Below are 14,065 nucleotides of genomic sequence, written 5' to 3' on the forward strand. Positions count from 1 at the left end.
CTGAGCAGGGCGTCATTGCGCCTGCCATGATCTATCTTGCGCACAATTCTTGTGCAGTCAAGCGTCATGCCTACAGTTTAGACAGTTCTGCAAATCTTTCAAGTGCAGTGCAGCAAAATGCTGTTTCCCACAATCCCGGGAAATCCCCTTTTTTTGCGGGCTTGCCGTGCTAGAGGCATGCCGGCAAATCACCCCCTGCCCTTTCATTGGCAATTGAGTATTTGAGTCCTATGGCGAAATCACAACGCACCGCTGTCGTCCTCGTGGCGGCTGGACGCGGCCTGCGCGCCGGCGCCGGCGGGCCGAAGCAATATCGCGAGATTGGCGGCCTGCCTGTGATCTATCGCGCCATGGAAGCCTTCAGCCGCCATCCTGATGTGTTCGCAGTGCAGCCGGTGGTGAACCCCGACGACACCGCCATGTTCGCCGCGGCGGTCGCAGGGCTGAAGCACGAGCCGCCGACCAATGGCGGCGCGACGCGGCAGGCTTCGGTGCTTGCCGGTCTCGAGGCGCTGGCGAAGCACGAGCCGGATATCGTGCTGATCCACGACGCAGCGCGTCCCTTCGTCTCTGACGGGGTGATCTCGCGCGCGATCGAGGCGGCGAGCCGCACCGGAGCCGCGATTCCCGTCGTTCCCGTCACCGACACCATCAAGATCACCGGTGAGAGCGGCAATGTCGAGGACACGCCCGACCGCGCTCGCCTGCGCATCGCACAGACGCCGCAATCCTTTCGTTTCGACGTCATCCTGGAGGCGCATCGTCGCGCCGCGAAGGACGGGCGCTCGGATTTCACCGACGATGCCGCGATTGCCGAATGGGCGGGATTGACGGTTGCAACCTTTGAAGGCGATGTTGCCAATATGAAGCTCACCACTCCCGAGGATTTCGTGCGCGAAGAGGCGCGCCTGGCTGCCCAGCTGGGCGACATCAGGACCGGCACCGGCTATGACGTGCACGCCTTCGGCGAAGGCGACCACGTCATGATCTGCGGCGTGCGCGTGCCGCACAGCAAGGGCTTCCTGGCGCACTCCGACGGCGATGTCGGCCTGCATGCACTGGTCGACGCCATCCTCGGCGCGCTCGCCGACGGCGACATCGGCTCGCACTTCCCGCCGAGCGATGCGAAATGGAAGGGCGCCTCCTCCGACCAGTTCCTGAAATACGCTATCGAGCGCGTCGCCCAGCGCGGCGGCCGCATCGCCAATCTCGAGGTGACGCTGATCTGCGAGCGGCCCAAGATCGGCCCCTTGCGCGACACCATGCGCGCGCGCATTGCCGAGATCTCAGGCGTCGACATTTCGCGCGTGGCGGTGAAGGCTACCACCAGCGAGCGCCTCGGCTTCACCGGCCGCGAGGAAGGCATCGCGGCCACCGCGAGCGCCACCATTCGCCTGCCGTTCAACGAAAAGACTTGGAGCATGTGAGGCCATGGGCGGCAGCGACGCACGCGCCATTGCCCGCTCGCTGCTCGATCTGTGCCGGATGCGCAAGCTGACGATCGCGACCGCTGAATCCTGCACCGGCGGGCTCGTTGCCGGCGCACTGACCGATATCCCAGGCTCCTCGGACGTCATCGACCGCGGCTTCGTCACCTATTCCAACGACGCCAAGCGCGCGATGTTAGGGGTCGAAGCCAGCACGCTGACGAATTTCGGCGCGGTGAGCAAGGAGACCGCGACCGCCATGGCGATCGGCGCGCTGGAGCGCGCTGATGTCGATCTCGCCGTCGCGATCACCGGCATTGCCGGCCCCGGCGGTGCCACGCCCGGCAAGCCCGTTGGCCTCGTGCACTTCGCCGCCGCCGCGCGTGATGGCCGCATCATCCATCGCGAGCACCGTTTCGGCGCGATCGGCCGCAGCGCGGTGCGCGCCCGCTCCGTGGTCGAGGCGCTGCGCATGCTGATGGACCTCGCCCGCGGACCGCAGATCGCGGCCAAGCCGCAACGTACCGCCGCAAGCCGCCTGCGCCCGCGCGTGACCCGCTCGCCGCGCCGGCATGCGGTGAAGCGCAGGCCGCCACGTTCGCCGCGGGGCTGATGTTCCCGTAGCGCGGGTACAAGTATCGGTAGAGCACTTTCGCTCTACCCATTCTACGACTGCGCCAGCTTCGGCCGACCGTAGATCGCGTCTGCCCGCTTCTCGAAGGCGGTGGAAAACCGCGCGAAGGCGGCGTCGAACATCGAACCCATCAGCATCGCCAGCATGCGGCTCTTGAATTCGTAGGCGAGGAAGAATCCGACGTCGCAGACGCCCTCGCCCTTGGGCTCGAACGTCCAGCGGTTTTCGAGATTGCTGAAAGGACCTTGCAGATATTCGACCAGGATCTTCAGATTGGCGCGATCGAGCGTCACCCGGCTGGTGAAGGATTCCTTGACCAGCTTGAACGACACCGTCATGTCGGCGACCAGCACCTCGGTGCCGTCGGGCTTTGCCATGCGCTGGCGCACCCTCAGCGCGCTGCACAGCGGCACGAATTCCGGGTAGCGCTCGATATCGGCGACCAGATCGAACATCTCGGGTGCGCTGTGATTGACACGGCGCTTGCTCGAAAAACGGGGCATATCGGTTCAGCGGGCAATCGCGGCCCGCGCGGCCTTCAATCTCGCAAAGTCCTCGCCGGCATGATGCGACGAGCGGGTGAGCGGGCTCGCCGACACCATCAGGAACCCCTTGGTGTAGGCGACCTTCTCGTAAGAGCTGAACTCGTCCGGCGGCACGTAGCGCATCACCGCGTGGTGCTTGCGAGTCGGCTGGAGATATTGCCCGACGGTGAGGAAATCGACGTCCGCCGAGCGCAGATCGTCCATCACCTGCAGCACCTCGTGGCGCTCTTCGCCGAGGCCGACCATGATGCCGGACTTGGTGAAGATGGAGGGATCGAGCTCCTTGACCCGCTGCAACAGCCGGATCGAGTGGAAGTAGCGCGCGCCCGGACGCACCGTGAGATAACGCGACGGCACGGTCTCGAGATTGTGGTTGAAGACGTCCGGCTTGGCCGCGACCACGATTTCGAGCGCGCCCTCCTTGCGCAGGAAGTCGGGCGTCAGGATCTCGATCGTGGTCGAAGGGCACGCGGCCCGGATCGCGCGGATCGTCTCCGCGAAATGCTCGGCACCGCCGTCAGTGAGGTCGTCGCGGTCGACCGAGGTGATGACGACGTGGGCGAGACCGAGCTTGGCCACGGCCTCGGCGACATTCTGCGGCTCGGCCGCATCCAGTGCATTCGGCAGGCCGGTCTTGACGTTGCAGAAGGCGCAGGCCCGGGTGCAGGTGTCGCCCATGATCATGAAGGTCGCGTGCTTCTTGTCCCAGCACTCGCCGATGTTCGGGCATCCCGCCTCCTCGCACACCGTGTGCAGGCCGTTGGCGCGCACGATGTTGCGGGTGTCGGCGTAGCCGCGGGTATTGGGCGCGCGCACGCGGATCCAGTCCGGCTTCGGCGGCGAAGCGGAATCAGGACGATTCACCTTTTCAGGGTGGCGCGGACGCAGCGGGTTCGAGATGGTATCGACAATAACGACCATGGGGTGTCCGGTCTGTTCAGGTCCTACCTAGTCGGTCTGGCCTGGCATCGCAACCCGGCTCGCACCACTTCAGAGAACATGGCAGATATGGGCAATATCCTGCTCTGTTCTCAGGCGATTCTCTCCTCGAATGGCTCCAGTCTCGAAACCTTCCACACCCAGGCTTGGCAAGGCCCTCAAGCGTGCCTTTTTCGCGCGCAACGTGCGCGAGGTCGCCCACGACCTGATTGGCGCAACCATGCTGGTCGACGGCGTTGGCGGGATCATCGTCGAGGTCGAGGCCTATCATCATACCGAGCCGGCGGCGCACTCCTACAATGGCCAGACGCCGCGGAACCGGGTGATGTTCGGCCCGCCCGGCTATGCCTATGTCTATCGCTCCTACGGCATCCACTGGTGCGTAAACTTCGTCTGCGAGGAGGAAGGCTCGGCCAGCGCCGTGCTGATCCGCGCGCTGGAGCCGACGCATGGCATTGCGACGATGCGCCGCCGCCGCCACCTTCAGGACGTGCACGCACTGTGCTCGGGCCCGGGCAAGCTGACCGAAGCGCTCGGCATCACCATCGCGCACAACGCCCTGCCGCTGGACCGCCCACCGATCACGCTGCATGCGCGGACGGAAGATGTGGAGGTCGCAGCCGGCATCCGCATCGGCATCACCAAGGCTGTCGAGCTGCCCTGGCGCTATGGCGTCAAGGGCTCGAAGTTTTTGAGCAAGCCGTTTCCGAGGTAGGCTACGACGCCTGCTTCAGCCGCTCCAGTGCCTCGAGCAGCTTGGCCTTGCGCGCCAGCGCGGCCTCGCGCTTTTCACGCTCCTCCTCGACGACCTCCTCGGCCGCGTTGGCGACGAACTTCTCGTTGGCCAGCTTGGATTCGGCACGCTTGATGTCAGCGTCCGCCTTCGCGATCTCCTTGTCGAGACGCGCGCGCTCGGCGGCCACATCGATGACGCCCTTCAGCGGCAACGCAGCCACCTCGCCGCGCACCAGCAGCTGCACCGCGCCGTCGGGCGCACGGTCGGCGAAGGAGATCTCCGACAGCCGCGCCATGCGCTTGATGACGTCGGTCCAGCGCGGCGCCCGCTCCCGGGTCTCGGCCGAGGCGCCGGCAAGCACGAGCGCCGTCAGCGTCGCCGGCGGGATGTTCATCTCGGCGCGCACCGAGCGGATCTGGGTGATGAGGTCGATCACCCAGCCGATCTCGGCTTCCGCCCTGGGGTCGGTGAAGTCGGCATGGTCGAAGATCGGCATGACCAGGGCCGGCGAGATCAGCGGATCGGTCGGCCCGGCGGCCGCGGCGAGCATCGCGAGCTGCTCCGGCGAAGGCTGAGACGGCTTCAGCGGCCACGGCGCCAATGCGAGCAGGCCGTCGCGCTCGGCCGTCACCTCCCACAGCTCTTCGGTGATGAAGGGCATGAAGGGGTGCAACAGCTTGAGGATCTCGTCGCGCGCCCAGGCGACCATGGCGCGGGTCTCGTCCTTGGCGGGGCTGTCCGGGCCGAGCAGCACGGGCTTTGCGAGCTCGACATACCAGTCGCAATAGACGTTCCAGACGAAGCGGTAGATGCTGCCTGCGGCATCGTTGAAGCGATAGGCCTCGATCGCCTCGGTCACCTCGCGCGTGGTGTGCGCGGTTTCGTGCGCGATCCAGCGGTTCAGCGTCTCCTTCGCCTTCGCCGGCTCGAAGCCATCGGGCACGGCACAGTGGTTCATCTCGGCGAAACGGCACGCATTCCAGAGCTTGGTCGCAAAGTTGCGATAGCCCTCGACGCGGCTGGTGGCGAGCTTGATGTCGCGCCCCTGCGCCGCCATCGCGGCCAGCGTGAAGCGAAGCGCGTCCGCGCCGTATTCGTCGATCAGATGCAGGGGATCGATGACGTTGCCCTTCGACTTCGACATCTTGGCGCCCTTCTCGTCGCGGACGAGGGCGTGGATGTAGACAGTCGAGAACGGCACCTCCTTCATGAAGTGCAGGCCCATCATCATCATGCGGGCGACCCAGAAGAAGATGATGTCGAAGCCGGTCACCAGCGCATTGGTCGGATAGTAGCGCTGCACTTCGGGCGTGTCGTCGGGCCAGCCGAGAGTCGAGAACGGCCACAGCGCCGAGGAGAACCAGGTATCGAGAACGTCCTCGTCACGGGTGATGAAGCCTTCGCGCTTGTTGCGGTCGAGCGCCATCTCGCGCCCCTGCTCGGCCGTGATGACCTCCTGCTCGACGTAGTAGCCGAGCGCATTGCTGACGGCCTCTTCCTCGGTCTCGGCGACGAATACCTTACCGTCAGGACCATACCAGGCCGGGATCTGGTGACCCCACCAGAGCTGACGCGAGATGCACCAGGGCTGGATGTTCTCCATCCAGTCGAAATAGGTCTTTTCCCAGTTTTTTGGCACGAACGTCGTTTCGCCCGAACGCACCGCCGCGATCGCAGGCTTAGCGAGCGTCTTGGCGTCGACATACCACTGGTCGGTCAGATACGGCTCGATCACGCTGTTGGAGCGATCGCCATGCGGCACCATGTGGGTGTGAGGCTCGATCCGCTCGACGAAGCCGAACGATTCCAGCCGCTCGACGAGACGCTTGCGCGCGGCGAAGCGATCGACCTTGTGGAACTCCTCGGCGAACTGCGCGGCGCCTTCGGGCAGGTCGCGCAGGTAATCCTCGTTGTCGATGAGATCGAGACAGCCTTCCCTGTCGAGCACGCTGATCCGGCGCAGGCCGTGGCGATTGCCGACCTCGAAATCGTTGAAGTCGTGCGCCGGCGTCACCTTCACAGCGCCCGAGCCCTTCTCCGGATCGGAATATTCGTCGGCGACGATTTTGATCTTGCGGCCGACCAGCGGCAGGATGACGTTCTTGCCGATCAGCTGCCGATAGCGCTCGTCCTCGGGATGCACGGCAACGCCGGTATCGCCGAGCATGGTCTCCGGGCGCGTGGTGGCGACAACGACGAAGCTCGCGGGATCCTCGGGGCTGAAGGTCTTGCCCTCGATCGGATAGCGCAGATACCAGAGGCTGCCCTTGACCTCCACCTGCTGCACTTCGAGATCGGAGATGGCAGTGAGCAGCTTGGTATCCCAGTTCACCAGCCGCTTGTCCTTGTAGATCAGACCCTCGCGGTGCAGCTCGACGAACACCTTGACGACGGCCTTCGACAGGCCTTCGTCCATGGTGAAGCGCTCGCGCGACCAGTCGCAGGAGGCGCCGAGGCGCTTGAGCTGGTTGATGATGGTGTCGCCGCTCTCGGCCTTCCACTGCCAGACCCGCTCCAGAAACTTCTCGCGGCCCATCTCGCGGCGGCCTGGCTGCTGGCGCTCCATCAGCTGCCGCTCGACCACCATCTGGGTGGCGATGCCGGCATGATCGGTGCCGGGCTGCCACAGCACGTCGCGGCCGCGCATGCGCTCGAAACGGCACAGAATGTCCTGCAGCGTGTTGTTGAGGGCGTGGCCCATGTGCAGCGAGCCCGTCACGTTCGGCGGCGGGATCACGATGGTGAACGGCACCGCGTCGCGACGGTCGGGGCGGCCGGCCTTGAAGGCAAGGCTGTCCTCCCACACGACGGACATGCGGGTTTCGATATCGGCGGGCTGGTAATTTTTCTCGATCATGGGGGTGCTAGAAAGCCGCGCGAGGGGGCCAAGTCAACGGACAAGTCAACGGACAAGTCAACGAAAAGGTCAGCGCGCACGGGCTGTCCGGCCCGGTCGACGCGGCCAATATGACGTACAAGCGGGGCTATATCAGGGCCGCGCGACCCGCGGCCCTATCTGCCGCCGCGCGAGACCCGCTCGATTTCGGCCTTCACGATGCGTTCAACCAAGCCCGGCAGGTTGTCGTCGAGCCAGGACTTCAGCATCGGCCGCAGCATTTCCTTGACCAGATCCTCCAGCGTCCGCGCATTGCTGCTGAGCACCGTATGGGCCAGGGAATTGAAGGCGGATTCGACCGCGGAGACGGTCGATTGCGCGAGGATTGGCTGCTGCGGCGGCAGCGGCGGGGCGTCAAAATCCACCGGCGCGTAGGACGGTGGCGGCGTCGGACGGGGGGACGGCGATTCGGCGAACTCGAGATCGTCGCGCGGCTCGACCTTGCGGAAGCTCGGCGGCGGCGGAGCCGGTGTCGGGTCCACCGCCATGTCGTCCGTCAGTTCGAGCACGTCGGGCTCAGGCTCTGGTTCGGGAGCGCGGACCTCGGGCGCAGGCGTGGCCGCGTCGAGCCCCGCCAGCAGCGCGTCGATGTCGTCCTGGCTGTTGGATGCATCCGCCGCAGGTGCTGGCGGCGGCGCCGGAGCCGGCTTCGCTTCTGGCGGCGCGGGCTTCTCGGCGGCAGGTTTTGCGGGCGCGACCTTGGCTGTCGGGATGTCGTTCACGGCCTGCGGCTTCGGCGCCGCAGCCTTCTCGGGCTTGGCGGCCTCAGCCGGCGGCGGCTTTGCCTCATCGTCGGCAATGATGCGCCGGATCGAGGCCAGAATCTCCTCCATGGAGGGTTCTGTGACCTTTGCAGGCTGCGTCATCTCCGACTCCACATCATCAACGCCCTCGCATGCGTTGTTTTACACCAAGCAGGACAGGATTGGCCGGTTCCGGACGAGAGGTCCGTGATTTTTCGTCGCGGCAGCCCGACTTGTCCCCAGATCACGGCTCAACGTGCAGCGGTGCGCCCCTGCTCCCGGCACTCAAGCGTTACACACACGTCGTCAACGCGGGACGAATCGACCCGCATCATCTTGGCAAGGCTATGTCAGGGATTTTGACGATTGCAAGCAAAGCGCCGGTCAACCTCGGCTGTTCGCGAGGTCGACCGGATCATTGCGGGAATCAGCGCCCGTCGGGCGTGCGCACGCCAGCCCAGCTGTCGCGGACCTGATGATAGTGAACGCTGGGGTCGTAGGTTGTGGTCGCCAGGCCAAGGACCTGCGGCGATAGACGGCCTACGGCACTGAGCACGGAATAGGACGCAACCACGCGATCGTGCTGTGCGGTGACGAGTGCGACACGCGCGTTGACCAGCGCCTGCTGCGCATTGAGCACGTCGAGCGTGGTGCGCTGGCCAGCCTTGGCCTCTTCACGGACGCCGTTCAGCGCGATCTCTGAGGCGGTGACCTGTGCCTGCGCGGACTGCACCTGCGCCTTGGCAGCCTGCAACTGGCCCCACGCCTGCACGACGTTGGCACGAGCCTGATCGCGGGTCGTCTCCAGATTGAGGCGCTGCTGCGCCAGGTTCTCCTTGGATTGGCGGATCAGCGAATATTCGCCGCCGCCCTGATAGATCGGCACGGAGAGCTGCGCGATCGCCGATGCGGTGTACGAGCGCAACTGAATCAAGGACTGTTCGTCGGCCCGCGTGGCCGATGCCTGAAGCGAAACCGTCGGCAGCAACGCACCTTCGGCGACTTTCACCTGCAGATAATTGACGTCGATACCGTACATGCTCGCCGTGACGTTAGGGTTCTCGATGAGGGCGAGCTCGATTGAAGCTGCAAGCGTCGGAGGCAGGAACCGATCGACGGGCGAGCCCGGCGCGAGGTTCGTCGGCTCGTTACCGATGATCCGCCGGAAGTTCGCCCGCGTCGTGGTCAAATTCGCTTCGGCAGTGAGCGCCTGCGTCTTGCCGGCCGCCAGCTGCGCCTCCGATTGCGCAACGTCAGTGCGGGTCACTTCGCCGACGTTGAAGCGGTCACGGGTCTGCTTCAACGTCTGCTCGAGCACGCGTACGTTGCTGCGCTGGACTTCCAGCGTGGCGGCGTCGCGCAGATAATCCATATAAGTGGTCGCGGCCTGGAGCAGCACGGTCTGATCGAGGCTGCGCAACGCTTCGCGGGCACCGGACACCTGACTCTCCGCCGCACGGGTCCGGTTGGCGGTCTGGTTGCCATTGTAGAGCGTCTGCGTCGCGGTGACTCCAACACTGCGAGGGAATCTGGATCCGAAGACTGAGTTAGTCCCGACGCCACTCTGCAAGTCCTGATATTGATAACCGCCGGTCGCCGTCAGCGAGACCTTCGGGCGGTATCCGGACAGCGCCTGCGGCACGTTTTCGTCGGTCGAGCGCACCTGGGCACGCTGTGCGTTGAGCTGCGGATTGTTCTGATAGGCGCGCACCAGCGCGGCCTCGATCGTATCCGCCAAGGCAGGCGTCGGCCCGGCCAGCGCCAGCAGCAGGACCGAAACCGCAGCTCCGGTGAAGAGCTTCACCCCATGCATCCCAAAATTTCCGTTCATTCTAACGCCCAACTCGTGCCCGCGAGCTGGGTTACGTCTACGATTGGAGTCGTTGCCCCGCCGCAACATAGGACGCGGTCAAGCGCGACGGAACCACCTATGGGTGGTTCTCAGTGGAAACTCTTCACGTGCAGCATCCCGGCCACACTTCTGATTCAGAACGGGATTTGGGCGGCTTTTGGGCCGTCAGAAGACGAAGGCAGCCGCCCGTTCCAGCCCGGGAAGGACCGGGGCTGCGGCATCGAACAGGGCCCGATGGCCGAATTCACCGTGGGTACGGGTCACGATCGTGGCGCGCGGCGGCCTCGATTCGGCCGACACCCCCACCAGACGCCCGCCCTCCTTCAGCTGCCCGAGCAGAGCTTCCGGCATCACCTCGGCCGCGCCGTTGAGGACGATCACATCATAGGGGGCAGCAGCCGGTTCCCCGTCGGTGCAGGCCGCCGCCTTGTAGGTGACATTGGTAAGTCCCAGGGCGGTGAAGGCGTCCTTAGCCTTCGCGGCCAAGGCCGAATCGCATTCGGTCGCGACGACCTGCCGCGCGAGCTTGGCGGTCAGCGCGGCGAGATAGCCCGTCGCACAGCCGACAACCAGCACGTTGTCGCCCTCGCCGATTTCAGCGGCCTGAAGCAGCTTGCCAGTCAGCGCTGGCTTGATCAGGAACCGTTTGGTGGCGCCTTCGCTCACGTCGAGGTCGAGATCGAGGTAAGCAAGTGCCTGTCGGCCGGCCGGCACGAAAGCCTCGCGCGGAACCGTGAGCATGGCGTCGAGAATACGGCGGTCGGTGACGTCATTGGTGCGCACCTGGCCATCGACCATTTTTTGGCGCGCGGTCGAAAAACCGGACATTTGCGGACCCTGCAATGCGGACAATGCCGCGGAGAAAATTCGCGGCATCTTTGAAGCATGCTTGGTCAAAAGGCAACACGGCCGTCGGCCTCAAGCGACCACGGCTTCCGCAACTCTCGGTGCGGGCCGGACCAGCCTTATTCGATCGCCACCGCGAGGCGGCCGATCAGAGCGGCGACCTCGTCCAGCCGTGCCGAATCCGGCGTCTCGACCGCCCGCGCCAGACAGGCGAGGCATTCATCGTCGCTGAGCTCAGGAATGCGGGCCGGCAGAATCGAGGGGGCCACACAAGAATGGTCGACCTGGATCTCTGACATGGGAATCAGTTCCTTGTTGTCCGGCGCAACCATGCTCGATTTGAATTAAGTCGATTTGGCGCCGTCCGCATGGCGCGACCGCGCTCGCCCACACATCCGTTTGAGAGCGATTCCGTGCTGGATTTTGGATGCTGTCTTCAAATATCAGGACAAGAAGATTGCATGCCGCATGAGAATGCGAGCGCAAATCATTGAATTACGGCAAGATTTGGCTCCCCGGGCTGGATTCGAACCAGCGACCATCCGATTAACAGTCGGATGCTCTACCGCTGAGCTACCGAGGAAAAGGCGAACCGTTCGTTCGCGCGCGGCTGCGTATAACAAAGCCGCTTGCGCTTGCAAAGGACGAATTCGTCCTCATCCTCAACGCGCCCCAGGAAGAGCCTGGACTGAGGGCCTGGACTGAGGGCCTGGAATGGCCCCTCCTCCGGTTAGGCGGTCCCAAACATCATTCCGCGAGAAACGAGGTGGTCTTGGTGCCGGAGTCGTAGCGCCGCCCGACTCTCTCCGCATCGTCATTGCTGTCGATGTTCAATAATTCGCTGATTGGATCGCGGTGGTCTTGGAAGCGGCGAAGGCCTTGTCCGGGCACGCAAGGTCTTGTAGCCCGATGGAGCGCAGCGTAATCCGGGATACGCGCCGACAGGCACAAAGGGTCGGATTCGCCGAAATCGACGGCGGCCGATATCAGATCGCCTCGTCCTCGCTGAGGCGATGCACGGTCATCAGGAAGCAGCGGAGTTTTCGGAACGCGTCGCGCATCGCACGGTCGAGACGTCCGCGTCGAGCGCCGCGAGATGGTTCGGATAGGCGAAGCCGTAGAACGACCAGGCGTGATCGGTCTCCAGCATGGGATGGTCGAGCCCTTCGAGGCTGGTGCCGGCAAGGTCGGCGGGAGCGCGGCGCGAAAAGCTTGTCCGCGGGCGTACAAAAAATTGGATGGAGCGCGCCCGGCATTTGGGCAAACGACTGCACAAAATGTGTTCGTGGACCACGAGCCGTGGGACGCCGAAAAGAAGCATCCACGACAGCCATCCACAGCAGATCAAGCACTCCTCCACAGTCTTGTCCGCAGCATATCCACAGGCTGACCATGGCGGATTCGCGAGCCCGTGCGATGCGCTTGCTGCGCACAAACCCACAGCGGGGGCAGCTCAGCCACCAGCCTGGTCGCACTCGGAACGGCGGGCCTCGCTGAGGCTCGACCGGTTGGGTCGCAGGCACGCGGTAATGGCGCAGACGTTGGGGATATCGCCGGCGCAGAGCCGGTAGACGTCGGGGTGCAGCCCCGCCGCTGCTCCGCTGTTCCCTGGGCATGAACGGTGGAGGCGAACAGCGTCAGGAACAGCCCGACGGTCGAGGCGCCACGCGCCCGGCTTTTCACGCCCGCAAACCGCAAGAACCTCGCCTTCATGACCAGTCTCCCGCTCTACCCACCCCGGCCTGCATTGGCCGGCATGGAGCGAAGAGGTAGGAGGAATAATCCGCGGGGAATGTGATCTCTTTCACACCGGCTGCGCCGTGGCGGGACGTAGGGTTTACCGGGGATTTTTTTCAGGAATCGCTAACCAATCGGGTCCCGGTCGCCGCATCGTTAAAATGCGAACGATCCGGTCAATCCGGAAACAAACCGGCTTTGCGACATTGCGCCATCCGCGTTCTGCGAGGGTGTGATGAGCGAAGCCGAATTCAACTTACCTGTCCGGGACGCCATGGTCTTTGAGGACTTCGCGCCCGCGCCGGAGGAGGAATTCGTGCCCCGTTCGTGGTCGTATGGCGCAACACCCAAGGAAACTCTGAAGGCCGCCAACGACAACGAGGGCGCCTGGCCCCTCCTGCCCTTCCCCGACGGCTGGTACGCGGCCTGCTGAGGCCCGCCTCGCCGTGAACGGATGCGCCGGCGGCGCAACCACGATCAATTCTTGACGCGTTCCTCGCCGTCCTGCGGCGCCCGCTCGGGGACAGCCGGCGGAAAGATGCTGTCATAGATCGCGCGCGCCTCACGAATGAGACGGGCCCGCTCCAGCTCGGATTTTGGAACAAATCGGACGATTTCGCCCACGTGCTCTCCAGCGCTCGGTTGATGGGGCATGCGTCACTTCGCAGATGCGAAGTCCATGCCATCGGCCTGAATCACCAGTTTCCGCCAAGCCCCGGGCAAACCCGGTAGGCGCGCCCTGCAAGCTTCCGCCGCCCACTGTGGCAAACTTGCATTTTTCCTGGAAGATCAGAGACTTGTAATGGAGGCCACGACCAGAATTGAACTGGTGTACACGGTTTTGCAGACCGTTGCGTAACCACTCCGCCACGTGGCCCCGTAAGCGCGGACCAATATAGGGGATCAATGGCTTAGGCAACCGCCTTCGTCCGACTTTGGCGGCGATGGCCGATGTGGATCAAAGTCAGACGCGCTTGCCGCGCCGGAAGTCGCGCCGGCGGCCCTTGGGCGCCGGCTTGGGTACGAGTTCCGGCATCTCGGTCTGGACCTCGCGATAGCGCGCCAGCATCCGTTCGAAACTGCCATGCAGTGTCTGTGCGATGTCGGGACGTCGCTCGAGGCCGGCGAGCATCGTCGCGGCCGCCTCGATGGTCGAGAGCCCGTCGCGGCGCGGCTCCTTGCGCAGGCGTCCGTAGCGTGAGGGATGCGCCGGATTGAGGATCACGCGCTGGCATTTCAGCATCCAGGGATTGCGCCACCACAGCGCTTTGGCCTGGCTCCAGGTGCCATCGAGCAGCACGACGCCTTCGAGCTTGCCGAGGATCGCGCGCTGGTTCTCCGCGACCTCGCCCTTGCGGGTTAGCGCCACGATCTCGCCCTCGGCCTCGAGATCGGCCGCGCGGGCCGAGCCGAGATAGAGCACGGCCCAGCGAGCGGCATTCTCGACCGGCCGCCCCAGCGCCTTGGACAGGCTTGGCCAGGACAGGCCGACCCGGACCGTGGCATCGGCGAAATGCCTGGCCAGCAGCCGCGCGGTGCCGAGCGCCCTGTCCTGCTCCTGCGGGTGCTGCAGGATCAGCAGCGAGAGCCGATTTTCAATGGGCGTGACGCTGTCGCAGATGCACAGCGGCATCGGCTTCTGGCAGTGCGGGCATTCGGGAATCGCCTCGGGCGCGGCGGCCGTCGTCTCGGATCGGTTCGACATGGTCG

Annotated in this window: 13 protein-coding genes, 2 tRNA genes and 2 pseudogenes; 4 read left to right on the forward strand and 13 right to left on the reverse strand. The window is 64.7% G+C overall.

The genetic code is table 11. The annotated features are described in order from the left end of the window. Positions 1–230: 230 nt before the first annotated feature. The gene (locus BRAD3257_RS20330; protein WP_122403284.1) at positions 231–1,427 is read left to right on the forward strand and encodes a bifunctional 2-C-methyl-D-erythritol 4-phosphate cytidylyltransferase/2-C-methyl-D-erythritol 2,4-cyclodiphosphate synthase; all 1,197 of its coding nucleotides are present in this window, start codon (positions 231–233) and stop codon (positions 1,425–1,427) included. A gap of 4 nt (positions 1,428–1,431) precedes the next feature. Next, complete coding sequence (locus BRAD3257_RS20335) at positions 1,432–2,040, forward strand: CinA family protein (protein WP_122403285.1); 609 nt, start codon at positions 1,432–1,434, stop codon at positions 2,038–2,040. A gap of 53 nt (positions 2,041–2,093) precedes the next feature. Here the strand turns inward: BRAD3257_RS20335 and BRAD3257_RS20340 are convergent, their stop codons facing one another. Next, positions 2,094–2,564: a type II toxin-antitoxin system RatA family toxin gene (locus BRAD3257_RS20340; RefSeq protein ID WP_122403286.1), complete on the reverse strand. Its 471-nt coding sequence runs from the start codon at positions 2,562–2,564 to the stop codon at positions 2,094–2,096. Between the two features lie 6 nt (positions 2,565–2,570). Then, the gene (gene lipA, locus BRAD3257_RS20345; protein ID WP_122403287.1) at positions 2,571–3,527 is read right to left on the reverse strand and encodes a lipoyl synthase; all 957 of its coding nucleotides are present in this window, start codon (positions 3,525–3,527) and stop codon (positions 2,571–2,573) included. 130 nt (positions 3,528–3,657) lie between these two features. Here lipA and BRAD3257_RS20350 point away from each other — a divergent pair, with 130 nt between their 5' ends. Further along, positions 3,658–4,260 carry a DNA-3-methyladenine glycosylase gene (locus BRAD3257_RS20350; protein WP_122403288.1) on the forward strand — a complete coding sequence of 201 codons (603 nt, stop codon included), beginning with the start codon at positions 3,658–3,660 and terminating at the stop codon, positions 4,258–4,260. A 1-nt stretch (position 4,261) separates the two neighbouring features. Here the strand turns inward: BRAD3257_RS20350 and BRAD3257_RS20355 are convergent, their stop codons facing one another. The 8 genes and pseudogenes from BRAD3257_RS20355 to BRAD3257_RS41980 all read right to left on the reverse strand — a co-directional run bounded on the left by BRAD3257_RS20355 (position 4,262) and on the right by BRAD3257_RS41980 (position 12,331). Beyond that, positions 4,262–7,138 (reverse strand): valine--tRNA ligase, encoded by a 2,877-nt coding sequence (locus tag BRAD3257_RS20355; RefSeq protein ID WP_122403289.1) that lies wholly within the window; start codon positions 7,136–7,138, stop codon positions 4,262–4,264. Between the two features lie 155 nt (positions 7,139–7,293). Further along, positions 7,294–8,043: a PopZ family protein gene (locus tag BRAD3257_RS20360; RefSeq protein WP_162500282.1), complete on the reverse strand. Its 750-nt coding sequence runs from the start codon at positions 8,041–8,043 to the stop codon at positions 7,294–7,296. 304 nt (positions 8,044–8,347) lie between these two features. Further along, positions 8,348–9,733 (reverse strand): TolC family outer membrane protein, encoded by a 1,386-nt coding sequence (locus BRAD3257_RS20365; RefSeq protein WP_122403291.1) that lies wholly within the window; start codon positions 9,731–9,733, stop codon positions 8,348–8,350. A gap of 204 nt (positions 9,734–9,937) precedes the next feature. After that, complete coding sequence (locus tag BRAD3257_RS20370) at positions 9,938–10,600, reverse strand: protein-L-isoaspartate O-methyltransferase family protein (protein WP_122403292.1); 663 nt, start codon at positions 10,598–10,600, stop codon at positions 9,938–9,940. A 137-nt stretch (positions 10,601–10,737) separates the two neighbouring features. Then, positions 10,738–10,917 (reverse strand): hypothetical protein, encoded by a 180-nt coding sequence (locus BRAD3257_RS20375; protein WP_122406676.1) that lies wholly within the window; start codon positions 10,915–10,917, stop codon positions 10,738–10,740. 209 nt (positions 10,918–11,126) lie between these two features. Then, a tRNA-Asn gene (locus BRAD3257_RS20380) sits at positions 11,127–11,201 on the reverse strand. Positions 11,202–11,607: 406 nt separating this feature from the next. Then, positions 11,608–11,807: pseudogene (locus BRAD3257_RS20385) on the reverse strand (acetamidase/formamidase family protein); the annotation flags it as partial. 264 nt (positions 11,808–12,071) lie between these two features. Next, a pseudogene (locus BRAD3257_RS41980) lies at positions 12,072–12,331 on the reverse strand (hypothetical protein). A gap of 259 nt (positions 12,332–12,590) precedes the next feature. Between BRAD3257_RS41980 and BRAD3257_RS20395 the strand changes: the two are divergent. After that, entirely contained in the window at positions 12,591–12,788 is a 198-nt protein-coding gene (locus tag BRAD3257_RS20395; protein ID WP_122403293.1) for a hypothetical protein, read from the forward strand. Between the two features lie 44 nt (positions 12,789–12,832). On the opposite strand, the gene BRAD3257_RS40365 is transcribed toward BRAD3257_RS20395, so the two are convergent. The 3 genes from BRAD3257_RS40365 to BRAD3257_RS20410 form a co-directional block, all read right to left on the reverse strand. After that, the gene (locus tag BRAD3257_RS40365) at positions 12,833–12,979 is read right to left on the reverse strand and encodes a hypothetical protein (protein WP_164937083.1); all 147 of its coding nucleotides are present in this window, start codon (positions 12,977–12,979) and stop codon (positions 12,833–12,835) included. 179 nt (positions 12,980–13,158) lie between these two features. Beyond that, positions 13,159–13,232 (reverse strand) — tRNA-Cys (locus BRAD3257_RS20405). Positions 13,233–13,319: 87 nt separating this feature from the next. Continuing rightward, positions 13,320–14,060 carry a tRNA-uridine aminocarboxypropyltransferase gene (locus BRAD3257_RS20410; RefSeq protein WP_122403294.1) on the reverse strand — a complete coding sequence of 247 codons (741 nt, stop codon included), beginning with the start codon at positions 14,058–14,060 and terminating at the stop codon, positions 13,320–13,322. Between the last annotated feature and the right edge of the window lie 5 nt (positions 14,061–14,065).

Source organism: Bradyrhizobium vignae (assembly GCF_900324035.1).
GTDB lineage: Bacteria > Pseudomonadota > Alphaproteobacteria > Rhizobiales > Xanthobacteraceae > Bradyrhizobium > Bradyrhizobium vignae.

Coding starts and splice junctions, on each gene's coding strand:
- BRAD3257_RS20330 (WP_122403284.1), top strand. CDS start 231: ATGGCGAAATCACAACGCACCGCTGTCGTCCTCGTGGCGGCTGGACGC.
- BRAD3257_RS20335 (WP_122403285.1), top strand. CDS start 1,432: ATGGGCGGCAGCGACGCACGCGCCATTGCCCGCTCGCTGCTCGATCTG.
- BRAD3257_RS20340 (WP_122403286.1), bottom strand. CDS start 2,564: ATGCCCCGTTTTTCGAGCAAGCGCCGTGTCAATCACAGCGCACCCGAG.
- lipA (WP_122403287.1), bottom strand. CDS start 3,527: ATGGTCGTTATTGTCGATACCATCTCGAACCCGCTGCGTCCGCGCCAC.
- BRAD3257_RS20350 (WP_122403288.1), top strand. CDS start 3,658: ATGGCTCCAGTCTCGAAACCTTCCACACCCAGGCTTGGCAAGGCCCTC.
- BRAD3257_RS20355 (WP_122403289.1), bottom strand. CDS start 7,138: ATGATCGAGAAAAATTACCAGCCCGCCGATATCGAAACCCGCATGTCC.
- BRAD3257_RS20360 (WP_162500282.1), bottom strand. CDS start 8,043: ATGACGCAGCCTGCAAAGGTCACAGAACCCTCCATGGAGGAGATTCTG.
- BRAD3257_RS20365 (WP_122403291.1), bottom strand. CDS start 9,733: ATGCATGGGGTGAAGCTCTTCACCGGAGCTGCGGTTTCGGTCCTGCTG.
- BRAD3257_RS20370 (WP_122403292.1), bottom strand. CDS start 10,600: ATGTCCGGTTTTTCGACCGCGCGCCAAAAAATGGTCGATGGCCAGGTG.
- BRAD3257_RS20375 (WP_122406676.1), bottom strand. CDS start 10,917: ATGTCAGAGATCCAGGTCGACCATTCTTGTGTGGCCCCCTCGATTCTG.
- BRAD3257_RS20395 (WP_122403293.1), top strand. CDS start 12,591: ATGAGCGAAGCCGAATTCAACTTACCTGTCCGGGACGCCATGGTCTTT.
- BRAD3257_RS20410 (WP_122403294.1), bottom strand. CDS start 14,060: ATGTCGAACCGATCCGAGACGACGGCCGCCGCGCCCGAGGCGATTCCC.